This is a genomic window from Actinoplanes sp. NPDC051343 (assembly GCF_044455125.1).
GTDB lineage: Bacteria > Actinomycetota > Actinomycetes > Mycobacteriales > Micromonosporaceae > Actinoplanes.
This window is the reverse complement of record NZ_JBITEL010000002.1, coordinates 122,753-145,627: the sequence shown is the minus strand read 5'-3', so window position 1 is coordinate 145,627 and position 22,875 is coordinate 122,753. Positions and strand designations below refer to the sequence as shown.

At 71.0% G+C, this 22,875-nt stretch carries 21 protein-coding genes; 10 read left to right on the top strand and 11 right to left on the bottom strand.

What is annotated here, in order from left to right:
• Positions 1–24 precede the first annotated feature (24 nt).
• Together ACIA5C_RS07420 and ACIA5C_RS07415 are read right to left on the bottom strand one after the other, a co-directional pair.
• Positions 25–1,422 (bottom strand): hypothetical protein, encoded by a 1,398-nt coding sequence (locus tag ACIA5C_RS07420; protein WP_396052283.1) that lies wholly within the window; start codon positions 1,420–1,422, stop codon positions 25–27.
• 89 nt (positions 1,423–1,511) lie between these two features.
• On the bottom strand, positions 1,512–3,083 hold the full coding sequence (locus tag ACIA5C_RS07415; protein ID WP_396052281.1) for a methyl-accepting chemotaxis protein: 1,572 nt from the start codon (positions 3,081–3,083) through the stop codon (positions 1,512–1,514).
• Positions 3,084–3,150: 67 nt separating this feature from the next.
• Between ACIA5C_RS07415 and ACIA5C_RS07410 the strand changes: the two genes are divergently transcribed.
• Positions 3,151–4,314, top strand: a complete 1,164-nt coding sequence (locus tag ACIA5C_RS07410) for an NAD(P)/FAD-dependent oxidoreductase (protein ID WP_396052280.1) — start codon at positions 3,151–3,153, stop codon at positions 4,312–4,314.
• Here the strand turns inward: ACIA5C_RS07410 and ACIA5C_RS07405 are convergent.
• The 3 genes from ACIA5C_RS07405 to ACIA5C_RS07395 form a co-directional block, all read right to left on the bottom strand.
• Complete coding sequence (locus tag ACIA5C_RS07405; RefSeq protein ID WP_396052279.1) at positions 4,311–5,654, bottom strand: AMP-binding protein; 1,344 nt, start codon at positions 5,652–5,654, stop codon at positions 4,311–4,313. The two genes, ACIA5C_RS07410 and ACIA5C_RS07405, sit on opposite strands and share 4 nt — an antisense overlap.
• Positions 5,655–5,673: 19 nt before the next feature.
• Positions 5,674–7,266 carry a methyl-accepting chemotaxis protein gene (locus tag ACIA5C_RS07400; protein WP_396052277.1) on the bottom strand — a complete coding sequence of 531 codons (1,593 nt, stop codon included), beginning with the start codon at positions 7,264–7,266 and terminating at the stop codon, positions 5,674–5,676.
• A gap of 122 nt (positions 7,267–7,388) precedes the next feature.
• Positions 7,389–8,006, bottom strand: a complete 618-nt coding sequence (locus ACIA5C_RS07395) for a TetR/AcrR family transcriptional regulator (protein WP_396052275.1) — start codon at positions 8,004–8,006, stop codon at positions 7,389–7,391.
• Positions 8,007–8,068: 62 nt separating this feature from the next.
• Here ACIA5C_RS07395 and ACIA5C_RS07390 point away from each other — a divergent pair, with 62 nt between their 5' ends.
• From ACIA5C_RS07390 to ACIA5C_RS07375, 4 genes are read left to right on the top strand one after another with little or no spacing between them, the layout of a single operon-like run.
• Positions 8,069–9,214: an acyl-CoA dehydrogenase family protein gene (locus ACIA5C_RS07390; RefSeq protein ID WP_396052273.1), complete on the top strand. Its 1,146-nt coding sequence runs from the start codon at positions 8,069–8,071 to the stop codon at positions 9,212–9,214.
• Positions 9,204–10,409 (top strand): acetyl-CoA C-acetyltransferase, encoded by a 1,206-nt coding sequence (locus ACIA5C_RS07385; protein WP_396052272.1) that lies wholly within the window; start codon positions 9,204–9,206, stop codon positions 10,407–10,409. Before ACIA5C_RS07390 ends, ACIA5C_RS07385 begins: the two co-directional genes overlap by 11 nt.
• Complete coding sequence (locus tag ACIA5C_RS07380) at positions 10,406–13,075, top strand: 3-hydroxyacyl-CoA dehydrogenase NAD-binding domain-containing protein (protein ID WP_396052271.1); 2,670 nt, start codon at positions 10,406–10,408, stop codon at positions 13,073–13,075. The genes ACIA5C_RS07385 and ACIA5C_RS07380 overlap by 4 nt, the downstream gene beginning before the upstream one ends.
• On the top strand, positions 13,072–14,163 hold the full coding sequence (locus ACIA5C_RS07375; protein ID WP_396052270.1) for a CaiB/BaiF CoA transferase family protein: 1,092 nt from the start codon (positions 13,072–13,074) through the stop codon (positions 14,161–14,163). The genes ACIA5C_RS07380 and ACIA5C_RS07375 overlap by 4 nt, the downstream gene beginning before the upstream one ends.
• Here ACIA5C_RS07375 and ACIA5C_RS07370 read toward each other — a convergent pair.
• From ACIA5C_RS07370 to ACIA5C_RS07360, 3 genes are all read right to left on the bottom strand, one after another.
• Positions 14,148–14,711 carry a peptidase inhibitor family I36 protein gene (locus tag ACIA5C_RS07370; RefSeq protein ID WP_396052268.1) on the bottom strand — a complete coding sequence of 188 codons (564 nt, stop codon included), beginning with the start codon at positions 14,709–14,711 and terminating at the stop codon, positions 14,148–14,150. The two genes, ACIA5C_RS07375 and ACIA5C_RS07370, sit on opposite strands and share 16 nt — an antisense overlap.
• 551 nt (positions 14,712–15,262) lie before the next feature.
• Entirely contained in the window at positions 15,263–15,532 is a 270-nt protein-coding gene (gene fliQ, locus ACIA5C_RS07365; RefSeq protein WP_364096986.1) for a flagellar biosynthesis protein FliQ, read from the bottom strand.
• A gap of 76 nt (positions 15,533–15,608) precedes the next feature.
• Complete coding sequence (locus tag ACIA5C_RS07360; RefSeq protein ID WP_396052266.1) at positions 15,609–16,139, bottom strand: TetR/AcrR family transcriptional regulator; 531 nt, start codon at positions 16,137–16,139, stop codon at positions 15,609–15,611.
• Between the two features lie 98 nt (positions 16,140–16,237).
• Between ACIA5C_RS07360 and ACIA5C_RS07355 the strand changes: the two genes are divergently transcribed.
• Positions 16,238–17,110, top strand: a complete 873-nt coding sequence (locus ACIA5C_RS07355; protein ID WP_396052265.1) for an SDR family NAD(P)-dependent oxidoreductase — start codon at positions 16,238–16,240, stop codon at positions 17,108–17,110.
• Positions 17,111–17,120: 10 nt separating this feature from the next.
• Positions 17,121–17,315, top strand: coding sequence for a hypothetical protein (locus tag ACIA5C_RS07350; protein ID WP_396052263.1), 195 nt, complete (start codon positions 17,121–17,123; stop codon positions 17,313–17,315).
• Here ACIA5C_RS07350 and ACIA5C_RS07345 read toward each other — a convergent pair.
• Positions 17,296–17,958 (bottom strand): DUF4097 family beta strand repeat-containing protein, encoded by a 663-nt coding sequence (locus ACIA5C_RS07345; RefSeq protein WP_396052262.1) that lies wholly within the window; start codon positions 17,956–17,958, stop codon positions 17,296–17,298. The genes ACIA5C_RS07350 and ACIA5C_RS07345 overlap by 20 nt on opposite strands.
• Positions 17,959–18,357: 399 nt before the next feature.
• On the opposite strand from ACIA5C_RS07345, the gene glgX reads away from it, so the two are divergent.
• Positions 18,358–20,466, top strand: a complete 2,109-nt coding sequence (gene glgX, locus ACIA5C_RS07340) for a glycogen debranching protein GlgX (RefSeq protein ID WP_396052260.1) — start codon at positions 18,358–18,360, stop codon at positions 20,464–20,466.
• Here glgX and ACIA5C_RS07335 read toward each other — a convergent pair.
• Positions 20,460–21,191, bottom strand: coding sequence for a hypothetical protein (locus ACIA5C_RS07335; protein WP_396052259.1), 732 nt, complete (start codon positions 21,189–21,191; stop codon positions 20,460–20,462). The genes glgX and ACIA5C_RS07335 overlap by 7 nt on opposite strands.
• Before the next feature lie 66 nt (positions 21,192–21,257).
• On the opposite strand from ACIA5C_RS07335, the gene ACIA5C_RS07330 reads away from it, so the two are divergent.
• Entirely contained in the window at positions 21,258–21,698 is a 441-nt protein-coding gene (locus ACIA5C_RS07330; protein ID WP_396052257.1) for a GNAT family N-acetyltransferase, read from the top strand.
• Positions 21,699–21,892: 194 nt separating this feature from the next.
• Here ACIA5C_RS07330 and ACIA5C_RS07325 read toward each other — a convergent pair whose 3' ends face one another.
• Positions 21,893–22,330, bottom strand: coding sequence for a MarR family winged helix-turn-helix transcriptional regulator (locus ACIA5C_RS07325; RefSeq protein WP_396052255.1), 438 nt, complete (start codon positions 22,328–22,330; stop codon positions 21,893–21,895).
• A gap of 90 nt (positions 22,331–22,420) precedes the next feature.
• On the opposite strand from ACIA5C_RS07325, the gene ACIA5C_RS07320 reads away from it, so the two are divergent.
• Positions 22,421–22,875: hypothetical protein (locus tag ACIA5C_RS07320; RefSeq protein WP_396052253.1), on the top strand; the 455-nt coding region annotated here is incomplete at its 3' end.

Genomic DNA, 22,875 nt, shown 5'->3' with positions numbered 1-22,875 from the left:
AAAGGTGTGCATCAATGTGCACTTTTATGCCTGCGCGCCGGCCTGACCCAGGAGCGTCTGATACCAGGCGGCGTTCGGGTTGTTGGTCGCCGGGAAGTTGGCGAGCGGGTCGGTGGCGAGCGACGCCGAGTCGAAGTCCCAGCCGCGGGCACTGACGCCGGCCTGCCGGGCCGACACGATGAACGACTTGTCGGAGGCGGTCGCGGCCCAGAACAGCGCGCCGATCCGGAGTTCGGCGCTGTCGCCGGCCTGATATTCGACGAACGCCAGCTGGGGGAACCGGATGCGGCCGGCCGGGGCCCGGTCGGTGGTCGCGGTCAGAGCATCGCCTCCGGCGACCTTGACCGTACGCCCGGACGAGGCGGCCGAGGTCGTCGGGAACCGGGGGTCGCTCGTGGACGCGTGGGTCGTCCAGGTGACGCCGGTGGTCCCGGCGGTGCCCGCCCAGTCCCAGTTCTGGGTGCCGGCCTGGCTCTTGTGGATCTCCCGCACGGCAGTACCGGCCGGGTCGGTGAAGGCGACCGTGGGCAGCGCCCCGGTGTCGTATCCGGCCGGGGCGGACCAGGAGATCTCGCCCGAGGCGTCGAGCCGGCCGGCGTGCGACCAGAGGCTGTTGCCGCTCGGCGCCTGATGCACCTCGACCAGCGTGCCGCTGTCGTTGAGAGCGACGGCCGCGTTCCTGCCGGTGTCGTACTTCCCGTGCCGCAGCCAGGTCAGCCGCCCGTCGGCGCCGTACTGCCCGGTCCAGTACCAGAGCGTGCCGGACCCGTTGTCGTGCACCTCGACGACCTGGCCCTTGCCGTTGATCGCGACGGCCGGGCCGGCGCCGGTGTCCTTGAGGTAGCCGCCGCGCGCCGCGGCACTGCCCGACAACAGCACGATGTCGCGGCCCCGCAGCGAGCCGACCGTGCCGAGCGCACCCTGGCGCACCAGACGAGACCCGAAGACGTCACCGATCTCCTCATTGAGGGCGGCGAAGTTCCCGGCCGCGTACGACGTTCGGGTGGTCAGGTCGTCCTTCAGATCGAGCATGACGGTGACCGGCGCGGCGGCTGGATGCGCGGCCGACCAGGCGCCGACGGTGGTCAGCCAGGCCCGCAGCTGGTTCCCGGCCGGGTTGCCGCCGGTGTGGTCGACCTGGTCGCCGGCCGAGCCGTGCCCGACCTGATAGTCGCCGGGGCTCGCGTAGGACCCGCTCCAGACGTCGAACTCGACGTAGCGGACGCCGGCGTCCAGCTGCTGCCCGATCGACCCGCGCGCCCCGCCGATGTTGCCCGAGTAGGAGTTGTGCGTGGCCCGGAAGACCGCCGACGCGAACGGCAGATCGTCGCCCGTCGCGGCCCGGGCGGCTTGCGGCGCCCAGGCCGGAGCGAGGGCCAGCACGGCCGCGACGGCCATCACTCGTGCGCGAAGGTGGCTCATGCCGCCGACCCTAGGCCACCCATCGCCCATGGTCGATGTATTGCCGCTGGCCGCCAGGTGAATGCTCGCCCGCCGCCGGGCGGACGGGCTCAGTAGCGGAACGCCCCGACCAGGTCGGCCAGCTCCTGGCCGGTGCGGTCCAGGGTGGAGGCGATCACGCCCGCCCGGTCGCTGTGCTCCTTGGTCAGGCGGGTCGCCTCGGCCACGCCGGTGATGTTCTGGGCGATCACGGTCGTGCTGGTCGCCGCCTCGCCGGCCGAGCGGCCCATCTCGTTGGTGGTCGCCGCCTGCTCCTCGACCGCCCCGGCGATCGTCGTCTGGTAGTCGTTGACCGTCGCGATGACGTCGGCGATCTGGTCGATCGCGACCATGGCACCCTCGGTGTCGGACTGGATCTCGGCGACCTGGCGCGCGATGGTCCCGGTCGCCTTCGCCGTCTCCTGCGCCAGGTCCTTGACCTCCCCGGCCACCACGGCGAACCCCTTCCCGGACTCGCCGGCCCGGGCCGCCTCGATGGTGGCGTTGAGAGCGAGCAGGTTGGTCTGCTCGGCGATGCTGGTGATCAGCTTGATCACGCTGCCGATCTCGGCCGACGAGTTGGTCAGTTTCCGCACGGTCACCCGGGCCTCCTCGGCGTTCGTGACGGCGGCCGACACCACCTGGGAGGCACTGGTCGCCGACGTGGCGATCTCGCGGATCGTCGCGCTCATCCCCTCGCCCGAGGCGGCGACGGTGTGCACGCTCTCCGACGCGGCCCCGGCCGCCCGCGAGACCGTGCCGGCCCGGTCGGCCGCCTGCTCGGCCGAGTCGCAGAGCCGGTCGCTCAGGTGCGACAGTTCGGCGGCCGCGGTCGACAGGTTCGAGGCGGTCCCGGCGATCGTGGCAACCGCCGTCCCGGTCGCGGCGAGCATCCGGTTGGTGGCGTCGGCCATCCGCCGGAACTCGACCGCGCCGGTGCCCGGCACCCGTCCGGTGAGGTCGCCGGCGGCGGCCGCCTCCATGACGTCGACCGTCCGGGCCAGCGGCCGGGTGATGAGACGGCTGAGCCCGGCCGCGATCGCCGCCCCGCAGAGCACCACCGCGGCGAGCAGCACCAGCAGCATCCGGTGGGCCCGGGTCGCCGTGGCCGAGGCGGCACGCTGGGCGGCGCCGACGTCGGCGCTCGCGCGCGCATCGGCGTTCGTGATCGACTGCTCGTAGGCCTTGCGGAGGGTGCGGTTGGGTCCGGCGGAGAGCGCGAGCGCGGCGGCCCGGTCGGTGGGATAGGCCTGGAACTCCTGGTCGAGCGCCTGGTCGAACCGGTCCAGCCCGGACCGGATGGCGTCGACCGCGGACCGCTGCGCCGCGCTGGTCGCGTGGGCGTAGGCCCGGTCCAGGCCGGCCTTCTCGGCGGTACGGCGGCCCTGCGCCTCCTTGACGTACTCCGGCGATCCGGTCAGCAGGTACCCGCGCTCGTCGTTGGCGGCCGACTTGGCGGCCAGGGCGGCGTCCGACAGGCCGGTCAGGTAGGGCACCGCCTGCCCGGAGACCTTGTCCTGCGCCGCGCGCAGCTGGCTCACCGCGATCACGGCGTACACCGTGACCGCCGCGGTGATGAGCACCAGGCACCCGAAGGAGGCCGCGAGCTGCGTACGCACCGAGGTGCCTGTGTTGGTCGTCACACCCCACCGATCGGCGCCCGCTGATCACGACTGAGCGAAAGATCGGAGAAGGCGGCAGGATGGCCGGATGGAGCGGCCGACGGTGTGGGACACGACCCTGCGAGAATCCGAGCGTGCGGCGTTGCGGCCCGGCCTTCCCGGCCGGCTCGACCACGCTCCCGACGTGCTCGTGGTCGGCGGCGGGATCGTCGGCCTGGCCGTCGCCACCGCCTGCCGGCAGGCCGGGCTGGGCCGGGTGGTGGTGCTCGAGAAGGAGGACCGGTTGTGCTCCGGGGCCTCGGGTGGCAACGCCGGAGGCATCGCCCCGGACATGCATCTGCTGACCGACGGGCCCGAGTTCGTGGCGTTCGGCCGGGCCAGCCGCGAGATCTACCGGCGGTGGGACGCCGAGTGGGACGGGGCGCTCGGGCTGTGGCCGACCCGGTGGCTCAACCTGTTCCCGGCCGGGGCCGACCCGCTGGTCACCCGGCAGGCACCCGATGTCGCGACGCGCACGGCCCAGCCGCAGCAGTTCACGAGGCTCGACGCGGCGGCCGTGCGGGAGCTGGAACCGGACGTCCGGATGCCCGAGGGCGGGACGGCGCTGCTGGTCGACGGCCAGATGTCGGTGCATCCGCTGCGGTTGGCGGCGGTGCTCGCGACGCGCGGAGGCGCCCAGGTGGCCACCGGCGTACGGCTGGAAAGCGTGACCGTCCGCGGCGACCGCATCGCCGGGGTGACCACCACGGCCGGGGATTTCACCGCGGGCGCGGTGGTGTTCGCGACCGGGCTGGTGCCGCCGCCCTGGCACGAGGGCGTGGAACAGCGCTGGGTCAAGGGGCACATGGTGGCGGTGGCGCCGGGACCGTGGCGGCTCGGGAGTGTGCTCGCGGGTCCGCTCGGCGGCGGGACACCTCTCGCCGACGGGACCGTCGTCTGCGGCGGGACGTTCGACGAGGGCGACCGGTCGCCCGAGGTGCGGCCCGAGATCTCGGATCGGCTGGCGAAAGACCTGGCCACCGTCGTTCCCGCGGCCGAGGGCGCCGCCGTCGCGGCGCGGTGGTGCTGCTTCCGCCCGTACGTCGAGGGCCGGCAACCGGTCGTCGACCGGTTGCCGGGCACGGCCAACGGGTGGTTCGCGGGCGGCCACTTCACCACCGGCGTGATGATGGCCGCCGGCACCGGCGCGGCCGCCGCCGAGTGGATCACGACCGGCCACGCGCCGCACCTGGTCGAGACGTTTGCGCTTTAGCGCAGGCGGGCCTTCTGGACCTTGCCCATCGCGTTGCGGGGCAGGCTGTCGACCAGGTGGATCCGGCGCGGGCGCTTGTGGGCGGCCAGCCGGGCGGCCACGAAGGCGATCAGGTCGGCGGGCGCGACCGGGTCGGCGACGACGAACGCCGTGATCTGCTCGCCCAGGTCGGCGTGCGGCACGCCGATCACGGCCGCTTCCCGTACGGCCGGGTGCAGCAGCAGCGCGTCCTCGACCTCGCCCGCGCCGACCCGGTAGCCGCCCGTCTTGATCAGGTCGGTGGAGGCGCGGCCGACGATGCGGTGCCAGCCGTCCGGGCCGATCGTGGCGACGTCGCCGGTCGGGTACCACCCGTCGGCCAGCGGGGCCGGGTCGACGGCACCGCCGCGCAGGTAGCCGGAGAGCAGCGTCGGGCCGTTCACCTGCAGATGGCCGATCGTCGTGCCGTCGGCCGGGAGAACCGCGCCGGCCTCGTCGACCAGGCGCGTGCCGACGCCGGCCACCGGGAGACCGACGTGGCCGGCCCGGCGTTCGCCGTCGGCGCGGGCGCTGACCGTGATCAGGGTCTCGGTCATGCCGTACCTCTCGACCGGAGCCTGTCCGGTGAGCTGTCGCAGATCGTCGAAGACCGGGGACGGCAGTGGTGCACTTCCGGAGACGAGCAGGCGGGCCCGGGCGAGCGCCCGGGCCGAAGCGGGCGCGGCCGCCACCCGGGACCAGACCGTGGGTACTCCGAAGTACATGGTGCCGGCGCTCCCGGCGTACGCATCGGGGGTCGGCCGCCCGGTGTGCGTGAGTCTCGATCCGAGCCGGAGGGGTCCGAGGACCCCGAGGACCAGGCCGTGCACGTGATAGAGCGGCAGCCCGTGGACCAGATGGTCGTCGGGGGTCCATTGCCAGGCGTCGGCGAGCGCGTCGAGGTCGGCGGCGATCGCCGCCCGCGAGATCACCACGCCCTTCGGCGGGCCGGTCGTGCCGCTCGTGTAGAGCACGAGGGCGGCCTTGTCCGCGCTCACCTCGGCCGGGATGTCGCCGGCCCGCCCGGGCCGGGTGACGGTCATCAGGCTCGCACCCGAGTCGCGCAGGATATGGTCCCGCTCGATGTCGCCCGCGTCCGGCGGGATCGGAACGATCGGCACGCCGGCCAGCAGCGCGGCCGTGACCGCGACGACGGTCTCGGTCGTCGGCGTCGCCCGGACCGCGACGATCGGAGCGCCGGAAAGGCCGGCCGCCACCGCCGCCGACCATCCGAGGAGTTCGTGCCGGGAGAGCGTGCCCTCGGCCGTGGTGAGCACGGCCGGGACGTCTTCGGACTGCAGCAGGGCGTCGAGAAGAGGCACCCCGGCAGTTTAGGAACCTTCAGTAACGGAAGCGCGCGACCAGCCCCTGCAGCTGGGCCGCGGTGGTGGCCAGCTCGTCGGCCGCGTGCCGGGTGTCGCCGACCGTGTCGGTGGTCCGGCGGGTCGCCTCGGAGACCGTGCCGATCGTGGCGGCGATGTTGCCCGCGCCGGCGGCCGCGTCCGACAGCGTGCGGTTCATCTCCTGCGTGGTGGCCGTCTGCTCCTCGACCGCCGAGGCGATCGTCAGCTGGATGCCGTTGATCCGCTCGATGATCGACGAGATCTCCCCGATCGCGGACACCGCGCCGTCGGTGTCGGCCTGGATCGCCTGCACCCGCCGCGAGATGTCCTCGGTGGCCTTCGCCGTCTCCTGGGCCAGGTCCTTGACCTCGCCCGCGACGACCGCGAAACCCTTGCCGGAGTCGCCGGCCCGGGCCGCCTCGATGGTCGCGTTCAGGGCCAGCAGGTTGGTCTGCTCGGCGATGCTGGTGATCACCTTGACCACTGTCGCGATCTCGGACGACGACTCGCCGAGCCGGGCCACGATCGCGTTGGTCTGCGCGGCGACCTGGACCGCCTGGGCGGCCACCTCGGACGCCTCGGTCGTCGAGACGCTGATGTCGCGGATCGACGAGCCCATCTCCTCCGAGCCGGCCGAGACGACCTGCAGGTTGTTGGAGACCACGTCGGCCGCCGAGGCGACCGACCCGGCCTGGGCCGACGCCTGGTTGGCGGCCTCGTCGACCGAACTCGACACCGCGGTCAACTGCCCGGCCGCGCTGTGCAGGGTGGTCGCGTTGCCGGCCAGCTGGACGACGTCCTCGCGCAGGCGGGCGATCGCCCGGTCCAGCGAGGCGGCCATCACGCCGACCTCGTCCCTGGTGGTCACGCCGGAGGTCCGGGTCAGGTCGCCCTCGGCCAGTCCGTCGGCCAGGTGGGAGACGTCCTGAACCGCGCGGCGGACCCGGCCGGCCACCCGGAAGCCGATCAGGAGACTGCCGAGCACGCCGACCGCGAGCAGGGCGCCGATCCACCAGCTGGCCGTACGGGCCTTCGAGCCGGCCGTGGCGAGGCTCGCGTCGGACAGCGTGGTGGCCCGCTTCTGCAGGGCGATCTCGTCCGCGCCGAGCGCGCCGTAGAGCGCGTTGTACTTTTTCAGGATGTCCGCGAACTGGGCGGCCGTGGCGGCCTGCGTGCCGGCCACCGACGGCGCGTTCATGAACGCCAGGAACGCCTGCCAGTCGTTCTGCGCCTTGGCCACCTCGGCCAGGGCGGCCTGATCCGAGCCGAGGCTGGCCTGCAAGGTGTTGAGGGCGCCCGCGATCGCGGCCTCCTCGGCCTTCATGCCTTGGAGCACCGTGTCCTTGATGCTGGGGTAGAGCTTCAGCGCCGAGACGCTGCCGCCGTACCCCTCGATGTTCTTGCTGAACGCGCTGGAGGCCTCCTCGACCGCGATCGTGCGGCGCTGGGCGGCGGCGGAGTCCGAGTTCTGCCGGTGAACAGTAGTCAGCGCGAGCCCGCCGACTGCCAGACCACTGACCACGGCGGTCAGCACCGCCGTTCCGATCTTCGTCCGCAGGGAGCGGTCGTCGAACACCCCACTCAGTCCCATATGAGCCTCTTCCGGTCGCAGTCTTCGCGTCCCTGTTATCGGCACAACGGTTCTGAGCTGAGGATCCGGCCGACGGCCTAAGCGTGCCGCACTGCATCCTTTCGGAGCGGCTGAATCGGAAACTATCTCTCCAAGCTGTCCGAGGTGAGGAAAACTTCGGCCGCCATGGCCAGCAAGGTCGTCGCCAGAACCTTGTGGACCTGCGCCCGCGTCAGCACACCCCGCTGCAGCCACTCCCGGGCGGTCGAGGTGCAGAACCAGACGTACGACCGGGCCATCGCGTGCAGCGCCTCGGTGCGCCGCCCGGCCACCCCGATGCCCTCGAGCACCCCGTCGGCCGCGGCGTCGATCGCCTCGCCGATCACCCGGTCGACGTCGGGGTCGCCGGCCATCCCTCCGGCGCCGATCGCGGCCAGCCAGGACGTCGAGTGCCGCGACACCACGTCGAGGAACCAGGTCACCAGGGCGTCGATCCGGGTCGGCAGGTCACCCTCGGGCAGGCCGGCGACGGCACCGGAGGGCACGGTCAGCATCACCCGGACCACGGCCAGGTAGAGGTCCTTCTTGGTGCCGAAGTAGTGGTTGATCAGGCCCCGCGCGACCCCGGCACCGCGGGCCACATCGGTCGTCGAGACGTCGGCGTAGCCGCGCTCGCCGAACAGCCGGACCGCCACCGAGAGGATCTGCTGGCGGCGCGCGTCGGGCTCGAGACGACGCCGCTGACCTGCCTCGACACTCACGACGGAAACCTTACGACACGACGTTGTTGACAGTGTGCCAATAACGCGCGAGGGTGAGGGCCATGGTCACGCCCGGACTCGACGGGTACCGCCCGTCGTGGCAGCGGCCCGAGCACGACGATCTCGCCGAGCTGGCCCGCGCCTTCTTCACCAAAGAGGTCATCCCCCACGCCCAGCGGCTCGAACAGCAGGGCCACCCCGACCGTTCGCACTACCGGCGGGCGGGCGAGCTCGGCCTGCTCGGGCTGTCGGTCCCGGCGGCGTACGGTGGCGGGGACGGCGACTTCACCCACGAGGCGACCCTGCTGCACGAGCAGGCCCACACCGGCGAGGGCAGTCTCGGCCTGGCCGTGCACAGCGGCATCGTCACCGGCTACCTGGTCGCCTACGGCACCGAGGAGCAGAAGCGGCGCTGGCTGCCCGGGCTCTGCGACGGGTCGCTGGTCGGGGCGATCGGCATGACCGAGCCGGGCGGCGGCTCCGACCTGCAGGCGATCCGCACCCGGGCCGTCCGCGACGGTGACGTCTACATAGTCAACGGCTCCAAGACGTTCATCACCAACGGGGCCGTCGCCGACCTGGTCGTTCTGGCCGTCAAGACGGACACCTCGCGCGGCGCCGACGGGATCAGCCTGCTGCTGGCCTCCGAGTTCACCCGCGGAAGAACGCTGGACAAGATCGGGCTGCACGCCAACGACACCGCCGAACTCTTCTTCGACGACGTCCGGGTGCCCGCCGCCGACCTGCTGGGTCAGGAAGGCGCCGGCTTCTTCCAGATGATGCGGCAGCTGCCTCAGGAACGACTCGTCATCGGAGTAGCCGCCGTCGCGGCCATGCAACGAGCCGTCGAGCTCGCCACCGCGTACGCGAAAGAGCGCACCGCCTTCGGCAAGCCGTTGATCGCCCACCAGAACACCCGCATGGTCCTGGCCGAGTGCGCAACGCGCACCCGGGTCTCCCGGGTCTTCCTCGACGACTGCATCGAACGGCACCGGCGCGGCGAACTCGACGTGGCGACCGCCGCGATGGCCAAGAGCTGGCTCACCGAGGGCCAGTGCGAGGTTGTCGACCGCTGCCTGCAGATCTTCGGCGGCTACGGCTACACCACCGAATACCCGATCGCCAAGATGTACGCCGACGCGCGCGTCCAGAAGATCTACGGCGGCACCAACGAGATCATGAAGGAGCTGATCGCGCGTGCCCTCTGAGGCGTACGTCTTCGACGCGGTACGGACCCCGCGCGGCCGCGGCAAATCGTCCGGCGCCCTGCACGGGGTCAAGCCGATCACCCTGACCACCGGCCTGATCTCCTCGCTGCTCGACCGCAACCCCGGGCTCGACCCGCGCCGCATCGACGACCTCGTGATGGGCATCGTCACCCCCGTCGGCGAGCAGGGCGGCGTACTCCCCCGCTCGGCGGCCCTGCTCGCCGGCCTGCCCGACACGGTGGCCGGGGTGCAGCTCGACCGGTTCTGCGGCTCCGGCCTCGAGGCGGTCAACCAGGCGGCCGCCCGCATCCGGGGCGGCTGGGAACACCTGATCCTGGCCGGCGGCGTCGAGTCGATGTCGCGCAACCCGATGGGCTCCGACGGTGGAGCCTGGTTCCTGGATCCGGAGACCGCGCTGGCCACCGGATTCGTGCCGCAGGGCATCAGCGCCGACCTGATCGCGACAATCGAGGGGTTCACGCGGGAGGACGTCGACGGGTGGGCGCTGCGGTCGCAGGACCTCGCCGCCAAGGCCTGGGCCGGCGGCCACTTCGCACGCTCGGTGGTGCCGGTCCGCGACGCCAACGGTCTCGACATCCTGACCGTCGACGAGCACATGCGGCCCGACACGTCGCTGGCCGGTCTCGCCGGGCTCAAGCCGTCGTTCGCCGACGCCGGTTTTGACGCCGTCGCCTTGCAGCAGTTCCCGTGGGTCGAGAAGCTCGACCACGTGCACCACGCCGGGAATTCGTCCGGCATCGTGGACGGTGCGGCGCTGACACTGATCGGTTCCGAACAGATCGGACACGAACTGGGCCTCACGCCGCGCGCCAAAATCGTCGGCGCGGCGGTGACCGGCACCGACTCGACGCTGATGCTGGTCGGCCCGGCGCCGGCCACCCGCAAGGCGCTGGCCGTCGCCGGGCTCACCCTGGACGACATCGACCTCTTCGAGATCAACGAGGCGTTCGCGGCGGTCGCGCTCCGCTACATCCGCGAACTCGCCATCGACCCGTCCCGGGTCAACGTCAACGGCGGCGCGATCGCCCTCGGCCACCCGCTCGGCGCGACCGGCGCGATGCTGCTCGGCACCGCCCTCGACGAACTGGAACGCCGCGACCTCCGCCGCGCCGTGGTCACCCTGTGCATCGGCGGCGGCATGGGCGTCGCCACGGTCCTGGAAAGGCTCTCATGATCTCGTACGAGCGGGGCGCCGACGGCATCGTCGTGCTGACAATCGACGATCCGGTGCAACATGCCAACACGATGAACGACCGCTACGTGAACGCGATGACCGCCACGATGGACCGGCTCGAGGCGGAACGCGACAATGTCACCGGCGTCATCGTCACCAGTGCCAAGAGCACCTTCTTCGCGGGCGGCGACCTCCCGCTCATGAGCCGGGCGACCCGCGAGGACGCTCCGCGCCTCGCCGCCCTGTTGACCACGATCAAGCGGGACCTGCGGCGGCTCGAGACGTACGGGCGTCCGGTGGTCGCCGCGATCAACGGCGCCGCCCTCGGCGGCGGGCTGGAGATCGCGCTTGCGTGCCACTACCGGATCGCGCTCGACACGCCCGACACCCGGATCGGCTTCCCCGAGGTCACGCTGGGCCTGCTGCCCGGCGCGGGCGGCGTGACCCGAACGGTCCGCATGCTAGGCCTCGCCCCGGCCTTGACCACTTGGCTGCTGACCGGCCGCCGCCTACGCCCAGCCGACGCAGTGGCCGCCGGCCTGATCGACGAACTGGTCCCACCCACCGAAGCGACCCACCCCGCCCCACAACCAACCGCCGCCCAGCCAACGGCCGCGCATGCAACCGCAGCACAACTAATCGCCGCGCAACCAACCGCCGCCCAACCAACCGCCGCCCAACCAACCGCCGCCCTACCAACCGCCGCCCAACCAACCGCCGCCCTACCAACCGCCGCGCACGTAACCGCCGCGCATGTAACCAGCAGCCAGCTGCCCAGCACGCCGCCGCGTACCACGCCACCGTCAACGTTGACGGAATCAACATTGACGGAATCAACACGTCAACACGAGCCTGCCGCACCGCCCTCAGGCGACCAACCGACGAGCACACCGCCATCAACATTGAGGCCATCAACATTGACGGGATCGACATTGACGGGATCGACCCGGGCCGAATCAACACGTCAATACGAGCCCGCGTCCCCGCGCTCCGACGCCCAGCCGCACAGCACAACGGCGTCAACATTGACGCCGTCAACATTGACGCGGTCAACATTGACGCGGTCAACATTGACGCGGTCAACATTGAGCGGATCGACATCGGCGGAATCAACACGTCAAGGCGCTGCTGCTACGGGGCCCTTCGGTGAGCGGCGGCCTGTCGCGGCGGCGCTGTCGGGCACGGGGGCTGACGAACTGCGTGAACGAGCGGGGCGGATTGATACCGGGCTGATGGGGCGGGCGCGGGCCTGGATCGTGGCCAATCCGGATGCCGCCCAGCCGTGGGATCGGGACGGCTATCGGATGCCTGGGGGCACGCCGGCCTCGCCCAAGCTGGCCGCGCAGCTGCCGGCGTTCGCGGCGACGCTGCGTAAGCAGCTCAAGGGCTGCCGCCTTCCGGCGCCCGAGGCCATCCTCGCCACCGCGGTCGAGGGGGCGCAGGTCGACTTCGAGACTGCCCAGACGATCGAGACGCGGCACCTCATCACGCTGCTCACCGGGCAGATCGCCAAGAACATGATCGGGGCGCTGTTCTCCGACCTGCGGGCGGTCAACGGCGGCCTGGCCCGGCCGCAGGTGCCGGTGCGGGCGGCAGTCAAGGTGGCTGTGCTCGGCGCGGGCATGATGGGGGCCGGGATCGCGTACGCCTGTGCCCGCGCCGGCCTCGACGTCGTCGTCAAGGATGTGTCCCTCGATGCGGCGCGGCGGGCGGTCGCCTCGGGTGAGCCGTCCGTGCTCGCCCGGATCACCCCGACCGCCTCGCTGGACGACCTGGCCGGTGCGGACGTCGTGATCGAAGCCGTCTTCGAGGATGCGGACCTCAAGAAGTCCGTCTTCGCCGACGTGCTGCCGGTCGTCGCGCCGGACGCGCTGCTCGCCTCCAACACGTCGACCCTGCCGATCACCGACCTGGCCTCGGGCGTGGACCGGCCGGCCGACTTCATCGGCATGCACTTCTTCTCCCCGGTCGGGAAGATGCCGCTGCTCGAGATCGTGGCCGGCGCGCGGACCGGTGACGAGGCGATCGCCCGCGCTTTTGACCTGGGACGCCGCATCGGTAAGACGCCGATCGTGGTCAACGACGGGCGCGGCTTCTTCACCAGCCGGGTCATCGGCAAATTCGTCGACGAGGCGCTGCTGATGCTGGCCGCGGGCGTGCCCGCCCCGATGGTCGAGCAGGCGGCGTTGCAGGCCGGCTATCCGACCGGGCCTCTGGCCCTGGCCGACGAGGTCAGCATCGCGCTGTTGCAGCGCATTCACCGTGCTTCCGGCGTGCAGGGCCCGTCGAAGGATCTCGTCGACTTCATGGTCGACGAGCACGGTCGGCCGGGCCGGGCGGTTGGGCGCGGCTTCTACGCGTACGCGGAAAGCCGGCGCACCGGTCTCTGGACCGGCCTCGCCGAGCTCGCCACCCGCCCGGGTCGCGAAGTGCCGTTCGAGGATCTGCAGGAGCGGTTCCTGTTCAGCGAGGCGATCGACGCGCGGAAGTGCCTGGCCGAGGGTGTGCTGCGGACCGCCGAGGACGGGAACGTCGGCTCGATTCTGGGGATCGGGTTCCCGGCCTGGACCGGTGGGGTGCTGCGCTACGCGACGCAGCATCGGGACTTCGCCGGGCGGGCGCGCCAGTTGGCCGATCGCTACGGCGACCGGTTCGCGGTCGCATGACCGCGCTCGCCGGGATCCGCGTCGTCGAGCTGGCCGGGCTGGTGCCGGGGCCGTTCGGCTGCATGATGCTGGCCGACCTCGGGGCCGACGTGGTGCAGGTGTCGCGGCCGGAGTCCCGGGTGGTGCCGGTGGGCCCGCTCGACCGGGGACGCCGGACGGTGACGCTCGACCTCAAGACGCCCTCGGGGGTGTCGTCGCTGCTGTCGCTGGTGTCGCGCGCCGACGTGCTGGTGGAGGGGTTCCGGCCGGGGGTGGCCGAGCGGCTCGGATTCGGGCCTTCCGTGTGCTCCGCTATGAATTCCCGGTTGGTCTATGCACGGATGACCGGGTGGGGGCAGGACGGGCCGCTCGCCTCGCGGGCCGGGCACGACATCGACTACATCGCGGTATCCGGGGCCCTGGATCCGTTGGGGCACGCCGGCTCGCCGCCGCCCGCCCCCCTGAACTATCTCGGGGATCTGGCCGGCGGCGGCATGCTGTTGGCGGTCGGGGTGCTGGCAGCGCTCGTCTCGCGGGAGCACACCGGTCGCGGCCAGGTGGTGGACGCGGCGATGGTGGACGGGGCGGGTCTGCTGACCGCTTTCCTCCACGGTGCGATGGCGTCCGGCATCTGGACCGGGCCGAGAGGTTCCAATCTGCTGGACGGCGGTGCCCCCTTCTACGACACGTACTCCACTGCGGACGGTCAGTACGTCGCGGTCGGCGCGATCGAGCCGCAGTTCTACGCCGCCCTGCTGCGGGGGCTCGGCCTGGACTCCGACCCGTCGCTGCCCGGCCAGCACGACGTAGCCGGATGGCCGGTGCTGCGTTCCCGGTTCGCCACCGCCTTCGCCACCCGGACCCGCGACGAGTGGGCCGAGGTGTTCGACGCCGTCGACGCCTGCGTGGCGCCCGTACTCTCGCCGTCGGAGGCTCCGGACCACCCGCATATGAAGTCGCGTTCGTCCTTCGTCACCGTCGACGGGGTCACGCAGCCGGCCCCGGCGCCCCGCTTCTCCCGGACCCCGGCCGCGCCACCGAGCCCCCCGGTCGCCACCACCGTCGACGCGGTCCTCGACTCCTGGCCTCGTCCTCAGATCGAGATCTGATCCACCTTGTCGTTCCAGTTGCCGCCATAGGTGTAAGAGATCTGGCGGAAGTCGCTGTAGCTCGCGCCGGCCCGCAGGAACAGGTGCGGGTCGGGGAGTCCTCCGGACCGGTAGTCGGTGCATTCGGCACCACCCTGCGGCCGCATCAGCGCAGCGCTGCTGGCCTGATCGCGGAAGCCCCACTGGGCCAGCTTCTTGGTCCCCGCCGAGGACCACTGCAGCCGCCGCCCCTTGTAGTTGATGCTCTGCCAGAGGCAGACCCAGCCGGACGGGCAGTCGTACAGCGCCATCGGCTGCAACCCGCCTCCGGTGGCCTGGTCGGCCTGTGCCGTGGAGTCATAGCAGCGCACGTCCCCGGGGGCGAACTCGGCGCACGCCTGAGCCCCGTTCCACCCGTTGGCAAGGTCGATCTGACTGCCCCGGTAGGAGGCTGAAACGCCGGGGGCGGCACCGGTGGCCGCCGAGGCTGATCCTGGGGTGCCGAACACACCCACCGCCAGGGCGATGCCGGTGGCCGTCAGGGCCAGTGTGCGCTTGCTCGTAGTCATCGTTGTCCCTCTCCCGTTCAGGCTGTTCGAGCCATGTCAGCCACCAGGTCTAGCCGGGATGCGTTGTCCGGTGTCGGCGAGCAGGCGCCGGACAACAAGCTCCGGACAACGGAGCGGATCGTCGTGGTGACCCCGGGGATGCCGGGGGCATCGGGCGAGAGGTGGTCCGGCAGTTCGGCGCGGCCGGATCGTCGATGTGTCGGGCGAGGGCGGGTCGCTCGCATCGGTGGGCGGCATGACCGCGGCCTGTTCGGTGTCCAAGGCGGCTCTCAACGCGCTGGTCGTGATGCCGGGTCCTCCCGGTCGTGCGCGCCGGTCAACCGGGCCAGGACCGCACGCCGACGAACGCACGACCGGAGCTTGACGGCGGAGGAGAACGCTCTCCGGCAGCACGATCGCGGGCGCGGCCGGCCTCGTCCGGGCGTGACGGAGCTGGTGCTGGAGTACGTCGCCCGCCGATATCGCCGGGTCGCGCTGGACAGCACCTCGAACCGGCCGGCGAGCCACCGGCCGGGCGGGCACCGGCGGGCGGGCGGCGGGCGGCGGGCGGGTCAGCGGAGCAGGTCGGGGATGTGCTCGAAGAGCTGGGTCGTGTAGGTCATCATCTGGTGCAGCATCCAGTTGCCCGCGAAGAGCAGGACCGCGCCGATCGCGGCCGCCTTCGGGACGAAGGAGAGCGTTGCCTCCTGGATCTGGGTCACCGACTGGAACAGGGAGATCGCGAACCCCACCACCAACGCGGTCAACAGGACCGGCGCCGCCATCTTGGCCGCGATCGTCATTGCCTGCAGGGCCAGCTGGACGATCATCGCATCGGTCATGTCCCTCTGTTCGGCGCGGGCCGGGGGCCGTGGAGAGCTAACCGGTTGCTATTCGGTTGGTTCTGCGCGGGAAACCTCAGGTCAGGACGCCGTCCAGCAGCAGTGCGATCAAGCGGCCGGCCAGCGCGCGATGGTTTTCGGCGTCGGCGATGAGGGTGATGCCGCCCAGCGAGAGCAGCAGGTCGTTGGGGTCGACGGACGGCCGGATCGTCCCGGCGGCCACACCGGCATCGAGAAGCACACGTATCGCGGACCGCAGCTGGTCGCGGGTCTGCTGCTTTTCGTCGTCCGAGGTGAGGGCGGGGCGGAGCAGTTCCCGTTTGGTGCCCATGAAATCGACGAACTGTTCCATCCACGCGCGCAGGGCGGCCGCGCCGCCCGGGTCGGCGGCCAGGGCCGGGGCGGCGGCGCACAGGCGGGCGACCTCCTGCTGGTAGACGGCCTCGATCAGGGTCTCCCGGGTCGGGAAGCGGCGGTAAACCGTGCCGATGCCGACGCCCGCCTCGCGGGCGATCGCCTTGAGGGACGCGCTGGTGCCCTCGCGCGCGAACGCCCGCGCCGCCACCTCGAGGAGCCGCTCGTGGTTTTCCTGGGCGTCCGCCCGCATGGCACACCTCACATACCAACCGGACCGCGGTCCGCTTATGCTGGAGTCATCAATCGGACCGGGGTCCGCATAGCGAAACCTAGCAGGAGGCCTACACCATGACCCCTATTCCGTTCGGCGCCGCCAGCACCGCGGCCGAGGTCCTCGCCGGCGTCGACCTGACCGGCAAGCGGGCGATCGTCACCGGCGGCGGGTCGGGCATCGGCGCCGAGACCGCGCGGGCGCTGGCCGCAGCCGGCGCCGAGGTCACCGCCACCACCCGCCAAGAGCTTGATCTTGCGGTTCCGGCGTCGGTCGATCGTTTCGTTCGGGGCTGGAGCGGCCCGCTGCACATCCTGGTCAACAACGCGGGCGTCATGGCGACGCCCGAGACGCGTACGCCCGAAGGACGGGAACTGCAGTTCGCCACTAATCATCTCGGCCACCTGCAGCTCTCCCTCGGGCTGCACGAGGCCCTGGCTGCGGCTGGGGGTGCGCGCGTGGTCGTGGTCAGTTCCGTGGGGCACATCAACGGCGAGGTGCTGTTCGACGACGTCGACTTCGTGCGCCACCCGTACGACCCCTGGGCCGCGTACAGCCAGTCCAAGACGGCCGACATCCTGTTCGCGGTCGAGGCGGCCAGGCTCTGGGCCGCCGACCGCATCGCGGTGAACGCGCTCAACCCGGGCCGCATCTGGGGCACCGGCCTGAGCCGTCACCTTCCGACGCCGCCCGACTCCTTCGACCCGGCCGGCGCCACCGGCGTCTCGGTCAAGACGGTCGAGCAGGGTGCGGCCACGTCGGTCCTGCTGGCGGCGTCCCCGCTGGTCGACGGGGTGACCGGGAGGTACTTCGAGGACTGCCAGATCGCGGCCGGGCACACTCCGGGATTCCGGCGCGGTGTCGCCGCGTACGCGATGGACCCGGAGAAAGCCGCCCGGCTGTGGAATCTCTCCCTTGATCTGCTGAATCACCTTCGCCGGGAGGGGTAACCCGTCGGACATGACCAGGGAAACCGAGCGCGACGCGAAGTCCGAGAACGCCGGAGCCAGCACCGATCAGCAGATCACCGGGGTGGAGGAGACCGGCGACTTCATCGTCGACCAGCCGCCGACCTCCACCACCCCGGCGCACGGCAGCAGCAACAAGGGAATCAACGACCTCAAGGGGAACCGGGTCACAGACTCCGAGCGGTGATGTCGCCGTAGGCGGTCGTCGCGCGGATCTCCAGCGCGGCGTCGCCGGTGTTGCGCAGCGCGTTGTCGACCCGGCCGTGGGTGGTGCCGGCGTCGAGCGACGCGGAGACCCCGGCCGCGGCGCCGACCGACAGGTCGCCGGCCTGCGTGGTCAGGACCAGTTTGCCGCGGACGGCCTCGGCGATGCGTACGTCGCCCTTGCCGGTGCTGATCTCGCCCGGACCGGTGAGCCGGCCGATCTCGACGTCACCGGCCTGGACGGTGATCCGGGCGCTCGACGCCTCGTCGATCTTGACGGCGGCCTGCGCACTCTCGTACGCCACGTCGCCGAGGCGCCCGACGGCCCGGAAGTCGGTGCCGGCCCCCTTGACCTCGACCCGCGAGCCGGCGGGCAGCTGAACGGTCACCTCGATCGAACCGGACGGGCCGAACAGCTGGTTCTTGCTCTCGACCGCGACCCGCAGGACGCCGCCGGCGTATTCGACGTCGACCTGCTCGGCCGCTTTCACGTCGCGGGACCGCGAGGCGTCGGCGGGCCGGATGTCGACCGTGGTGTCGGACCGGTCGGCGGCGATCAACTGGATGCGCCCCGCGGGGATGTCGAGGACGGCGGTGACGGGTGCGGTGGTGGCGAACTTCTGCATGGGTTCTCTCCCTGCCAGGCGGTGTTTCCGACACGAGAAACGCTACGTTGCGTTCGCGTATTCGGCAATCGCGTCGTTGCGTTGAAAGCCTATCTTCGCAGGTAATGCCCGCCTAAATCGTTGCAACTGGCTGGCGAGCAACGCAACGGTTCATTGCAATGACCTGAAGTGAACGCTATGGCGACCGGGGCTTCGCGGGAGCATCGGCGCGACCACTTACGCAGGTCGCCCGGGCGGGCCGGGCGTTTCGGGCGCGCCAGCGCCCTGCTCGGCCCGGGCGGGCCCTCGGCGTGAGCTGCGGTCCGCCACCCACCACCCCGCTACGACACCGGGAAATTGATCTTGAATTAGGGTGGGGATTCTGATTGGGGGGCGGTCTCGATGGGAAGTGGTGCGGGCATGCGGATCTGGCCCGGAAACCCCTACCCCCTCGGCGCGACCTACGACGGCGGCGGGACGAACTTCGCGCTGTTCTCGGAGGCGGCCGACCGGGTGGAGTTGTGCCTGTTCGACGCGGATGGCACGGAGACGAGGATCGATCTGCCGGAGCGCGAGGCGTTCGTCTGGCACGGCTACCTGCCCCGCATAGTCCCCGGGCAGCGCTACGGCTACCGGGTGCACGGCCCCTACGACCCCGGTCAGGGCCTGCGGTGCAATCCCAGCAAGCTGCTCCTCGACCCCTACGCGAAGGCGATCGAGGGGGAGAACGCCTGGAGCGAGGCCCTGTTCGCCTACCGGTTCGGCGACCCGCTGTCGCGCAACGACGCGGATTCGGCGCCGTTCGCGCAGAAGAGCGTGGTCATCAACCCGTTCTTCGACTGGGGTAACGACCGTCCTCTCCGCATTCCGATGCACCAGACCGTCATCTACGAATGCCACGTCAAGGGCATGACGATGCAGAACCCGAACATTCCGGAGGATGTGCGCGGAACCTATTCCGGGCTCGCCCACCCTGCGATGATCAAGCATTTCAAGAACCTCGGCGTCACCGCGGTCGAACTCATGCCGGTGCACCAGTTCGTGCAGGACAGCACGCTGCTCGACCGGGGCCTGCGCAACTACTGGGGTTACAACACGATCGGGTTCTTCGCCCCGCACAACGAGTACGCCTCGTTCGGCGGGCACGGCGGTCAGGTGCAGGAATTCAAGTCGATGGTGAAGGCGCTGCACCAGGCCGGCATCGAGGTCATTCTCGACGTCGTCTACAACCACACCGCCGAAGGCAATCACCTCGGCCCGACCCTGTCGTTCCGCGGCATCGACAATCCGGCCTACTACCGTCTGGTCGACGAGGACAAGCAGTACTACTACGACACGACCGGCACCGGTAACAGCCTGAACGTGCGGCACCACGAATCACTGCGGCTCATCATGGACTCGCTGCGCTACTGGGTGACCGAAATGCACGTCGACGGATTCCGGTTCGACCTCGCGGCCGCGCTCGCCCGCGAATTCCATGAGGTCAACCGGCTGGCCGCCTTCTTCGACCTGGTCAACCAGGACCCGGTCGTGTCGCAGGTCAAGCTCATCGCCGAACCGTGGGACGTCGGCGACGGCGGCTACCAGGTCGGCGGTTTCCCGCCGTTGTGGACCGAATGGAACGGCAAATACCGCGACTCGGTCCGCGATTTCTGGCGCGGCGAACCGGCCAGCCTCGGCGATTTCGCCTCCCGCTTCACCGGAAGCAGCGACCTGTACGAGGTGGACGGCCGCCGTCCGCTGGCCAGCATCAACTTCGTGACCGCCCACGACGGTTTCACCCTGACCGACCTCGTCTCCTACAACGGCAAGCACAACGAGGCGAACGGCGAGGACAACCGCGACGGCGAAAGCCACAACCGGTCGTGGAACTGCGGCATCGAAGGGCCCAGCGACGACGCCGCGATCGTCGCGCTGCGCGAACGCCAGAAACGCAATTTCCTGGCCACCCTGCTCCTCAGCCAGGGCGTGCCGATGCTCGCGCACGGCGACGAACTCGGCCGCACCCAGCAGGGCAACAACAACGTCTACTGCCAGGACAACGAGCTGAGCTGGGTCGACTGGGAGGACGCCCGCCACCAGGACGTGCTCACCACGTTCACCCGCCACCTGACCCGCCTGCGCGCCGAGCACCCCATTTTCCGGCGCCGCCGCTTCTTCACCGGCGAACCGGTCGGCGACAGCAAGGTGCCCGACATCGCCTGGCTGCGACGCGACGGCGAGGCAATGACCGAGGCCGATTGGAACACCCGCAGCGGAATGACGATGACGGTCTTCCTCAACGGCCACGGGCTGCCCGAGCGGGACGCCCTCGGCGAGGAGATCAACGACGACTCGTTCCTGCTGCTTTTCAACCCGGTCGGCGAGGAGCTGCGTTTCTCGCTGCCGGGCCGCGATTTCGGGCGTACGTGGGAGATCGTCGTCAACACAGCCGACCCCCTGCTGGCCACCCGCCGGAAGACCACCAAAGCGGGCGGCCAGGTCGACGTGCCCGGGCACACCCTGATGGTGCTGCGCTGCCGCTACTGACCGAGCCGTCGGGGCGGGTCGCCGAGGATGTTCGCCAGGCGGCCCGCAAGCTCCCGATCGACGAGCCCGAGTTCCGCGACCAGCGCGGCCGTGGCCGCGCCGAGCGCCCGGGTCAGTTCGGCTTCATCCAGCGAGCGGACCAGGGTGGCCGTCAGGGGCGCCGTCACATCGGCGGGGAGCAGGTGGGCGGCGGCCCGGCCGAGCCGGAGACCCGCCAGGGCGAGAACGTGCCCGCGCAGAGAGCCGATCCACTGCTCGGCCTGCCACCAGCGGCTCCGCCGGATGCACACGCGGGCATGCAGGGCGTGATGCCAGGCCAGCCCGGTCAGATCTCTGCGGCTCGGCGTGGGGGCGTCCACCCGGGGCGCGGGATGCCCGAACACGGTCCGCCAGCTCGGGCCGCGCGGGCGGAACTCCGCGGCCGGCATGAACGCGATGTCGACTTCGAGTGCGTCCGGCAGGAGGAAAACCCGATAGATCGCCGAGCCGTACGGCAGGTCCCAGTGGTGAACCGCGGCGAACTCGCGGTAGATCAGTTCGGTCCATCGGTGCATGGTCGTCTCGAGCGGGCCATCGACACCGAACGCAAGATCGATGTCCGACCACTGGTCGCCGCCGCCGAGCGCCTGGGACCCCGTGACGGCGGCGCCCACGATCGTCGAGTCGTTGATGGCCCCACCCAGAAGGTGGTCACGCACCGCGTCACGCACCTCGACCGAGTACATAGTGCAAACCTAGTGCAGCCGTCATGGGCGATGATGTGGGACCGGCGCGAGCGGAGGAGCAAGGTGATGGGCGACGCGGTGCGGCTCAGAGCAACCGGGATCGGCGACCTCGACGTGCTTTTCGAGCACCAGGCGGACCCGGTGGCGGCCGAGATGGCGGCGTTCCCCTCCCGGGACCGGGCTCAGTTCGACGCCCACTGGGCCAAGCTCCTGGTCGACGACACCGTCATCCTGCGGACCGTCCTCGTCGACGGGATCGTCGCGGGCGGGGTCAACAGCTGGGAGGACGACGGCCGGCGGCTGGTCGGCTACTGGATCGGGCGGGAGCACTGGGGGCGCGGCATCGCGACGCGGGCGCTTCAGCAGTTCGTGAGCGAAGTGGGCGTCCGGCCGCTGCACGCCTACGTCGCCGTCCACAACGCCGGCTCGATCGGGGTTCTGCGGAAGTGCGGCTTCCGGCTCGACCGCACCGAGCCGGACGAGCTCACGTTCGTGCTCAGCGAATAGGACGGAAGAACCTCCAGATCACCGCGGCCAGGTCCGACGGCCAGGCGTGGCCCGCGCCCGGATAGAGCAGCAGGTCGACCGGCGCTCCGGAGGCGGCAGATCGACGCCGGGCCGGCCACCGACGGCTCCGGCAGGCCGCCGGCCAGGTGACTATCAGGGTTTTGTGAGATGACGATGAGTTTCCCGGGCGCTGCTCAGGACTCCCGGCCCTCGGCCACGAAGTGGGCGAGGGTGTCGCGCAGAGTGACAAGCTGAGCCGGGTCCATCGAGGCGAACAGGGTCGCCGAGGTCTGCTTCGCGGTCCGCTCGGCGGCGGCCAGGCACTGCTGCCCGTTCGCGGTCAGCGCGATGATGCGGGCGCGGCGGTCTTCCGGGACGCTCTGGCGTTCGACCAGGCCGCGCTGCTCGAGGTCGTCGACCGTGCGCAGCATCGCCGACTTGTCGGCGTCCAGTTCGGTGATCAGCCTCGCCTGGGTGGACGGGCCGAGGCGTCCGAGCGCCGAGAGGACGCCGAAGAGCCGGCCGTCGATGCCGAGCGGCACCAGCGCGTCGCGGAAGGTGCGGGAGGCGCGCTGGTGGGCCAGGCGCAGGAGCAGTCCGACCTGGGGGCCGATCTCGGCGGCGTCGCTCACGGTGCACAGCTTACGTTCCAGCTACGTGCGACCGAGAAATGCCATTACCAAGAATTTCTCAGGTGAGAACTTCTTGATAGCCTACAGCGCATGAGTCATTGGCCGTTCCGGGTGAGCATGACGGTTGCCGCGGCGCTCCTCTTCGATCAGGCGATCTTCGCGGGCCGGATGTTGTCAGGGTCGTTTCCGGCCCTGCGCACCCACCGGGAGAACGCGACCTTCGCCGGCATCGCGGTGCTGGTCGCCGCGGTCTGCGCGATCCCGATCCGCTGGCCGGGCGGTGGGCCACTGTGGCCGGCGATGGCCGGGCTGGGCTTGTTCGCCCTGGTCGGGCTGCAGATTCTGCTGGGATTCGCGCGGGTGCTCGTGGTGCACGTCCCGCTCGGCGTGTCGATCATCTCGCTCGGGGTGCTGCTGACGATCTGGGCGTGGCGCTATCGGCCGGCGGGGCCGGCGGGGCCGGCGGGGCCGGCGGGGCCGGCGGGGCCGGCGGGGCCGGCGGGGCCGGCGGGGCCGGCGGGGCCGGCGGGGCCGGCGGGGCCGGC

What these genes read in the sequence shown, in the direction of transcription:
- ACIA5C_RS07420 (WP_396052283.1), bottom strand. Translation starts at nt 1,422, where the DNA reads ATGAGCCACCTTCGCGCACGAGTGATGGCCGTCGCGGCCGTGCTGGCC.
- ACIA5C_RS07410 (WP_396052280.1), top strand. Translation starts at nt 3,151, where the DNA reads ATGGAGCGGCCGACGGTGTGGGACACGACCCTGCGAGAATCCGAGCGT.
- ACIA5C_RS07400 (WP_396052277.1), bottom strand. Translation starts at nt 7,266, where the DNA reads ATGGGACTGAGTGGGGTGTTCGACGACCGCTCCCTGCGGACGAAGATC.
- ACIA5C_RS07390 (WP_396052273.1), top strand. Translation starts at nt 8,069, where the DNA reads ATGGTCACGCCCGGACTCGACGGGTACCGCCCGTCGTGGCAGCGGCCC.
- ACIA5C_RS07380 (WP_396052271.1), top strand. Translation starts at nt 10,406, where the DNA reads ATGATCTCGTACGAGCGGGGCGCCGACGGCATCGTCGTGCTGACAATC.
- ACIA5C_RS07375 (WP_396052270.1), top strand. Translation starts at nt 13,072, where the DNA reads ATGACCGCGCTCGCCGGGATCCGCGTCGTCGAGCTGGCCGGGCTGGTG.
- ACIA5C_RS07370 (WP_396052268.1), bottom strand. Translation starts at nt 14,711, where the DNA reads ATGACTACGAGCAAGCGCACACTGGCCCTGACGGCCACCGGCATCGCC.
- fliQ (WP_364096986.1), bottom strand. Translation starts at nt 15,532, where the DNA reads ATGACCGATGCGATGATCGTCCAGCTGGCCCTGCAGGCAATGACGATC.
- ACIA5C_RS07360 (WP_396052266.1), bottom strand. Translation starts at nt 16,139, where the DNA reads ATGCGGGCGGACGCCCAGGAAAACCACGAGCGGCTCCTCGAGGTGGCG.
- ACIA5C_RS07355 (WP_396052265.1), top strand. Translation starts at nt 16,238, where the DNA reads ATGACCCCTATTCCGTTCGGCGCCGCCAGCACCGCGGCCGAGGTCCTC.
- ACIA5C_RS07350 (WP_396052263.1), top strand. Translation starts at nt 17,121, where the DNA reads ATGACCAGGGAAACCGAGCGCGACGCGAAGTCCGAGAACGCCGGAGCC.
- ACIA5C_RS07345 (WP_396052262.1), bottom strand. Translation starts at nt 17,958, where the DNA reads ATGCAGAAGTTCGCCACCACCGCACCCGTCACCGCCGTCCTCGACATC.
- glgX (WP_396052260.1), top strand. Translation starts at nt 18,358, where the DNA reads ATGCGGATCTGGCCCGGAAACCCCTACCCCCTCGGCGCGACCTACGAC.
- ACIA5C_RS07335 (WP_396052259.1), bottom strand. Translation starts at nt 21,191, where the DNA reads ATGTACTCGGTCGAGGTGCGTGACGCGGTGCGTGACCACCTTCTGGGT.
- ACIA5C_RS07330 (WP_396052257.1), top strand. Translation starts at nt 21,258, where the DNA reads ATGGGCGACGCGGTGCGGCTCAGAGCAACCGGGATCGGCGACCTCGAC.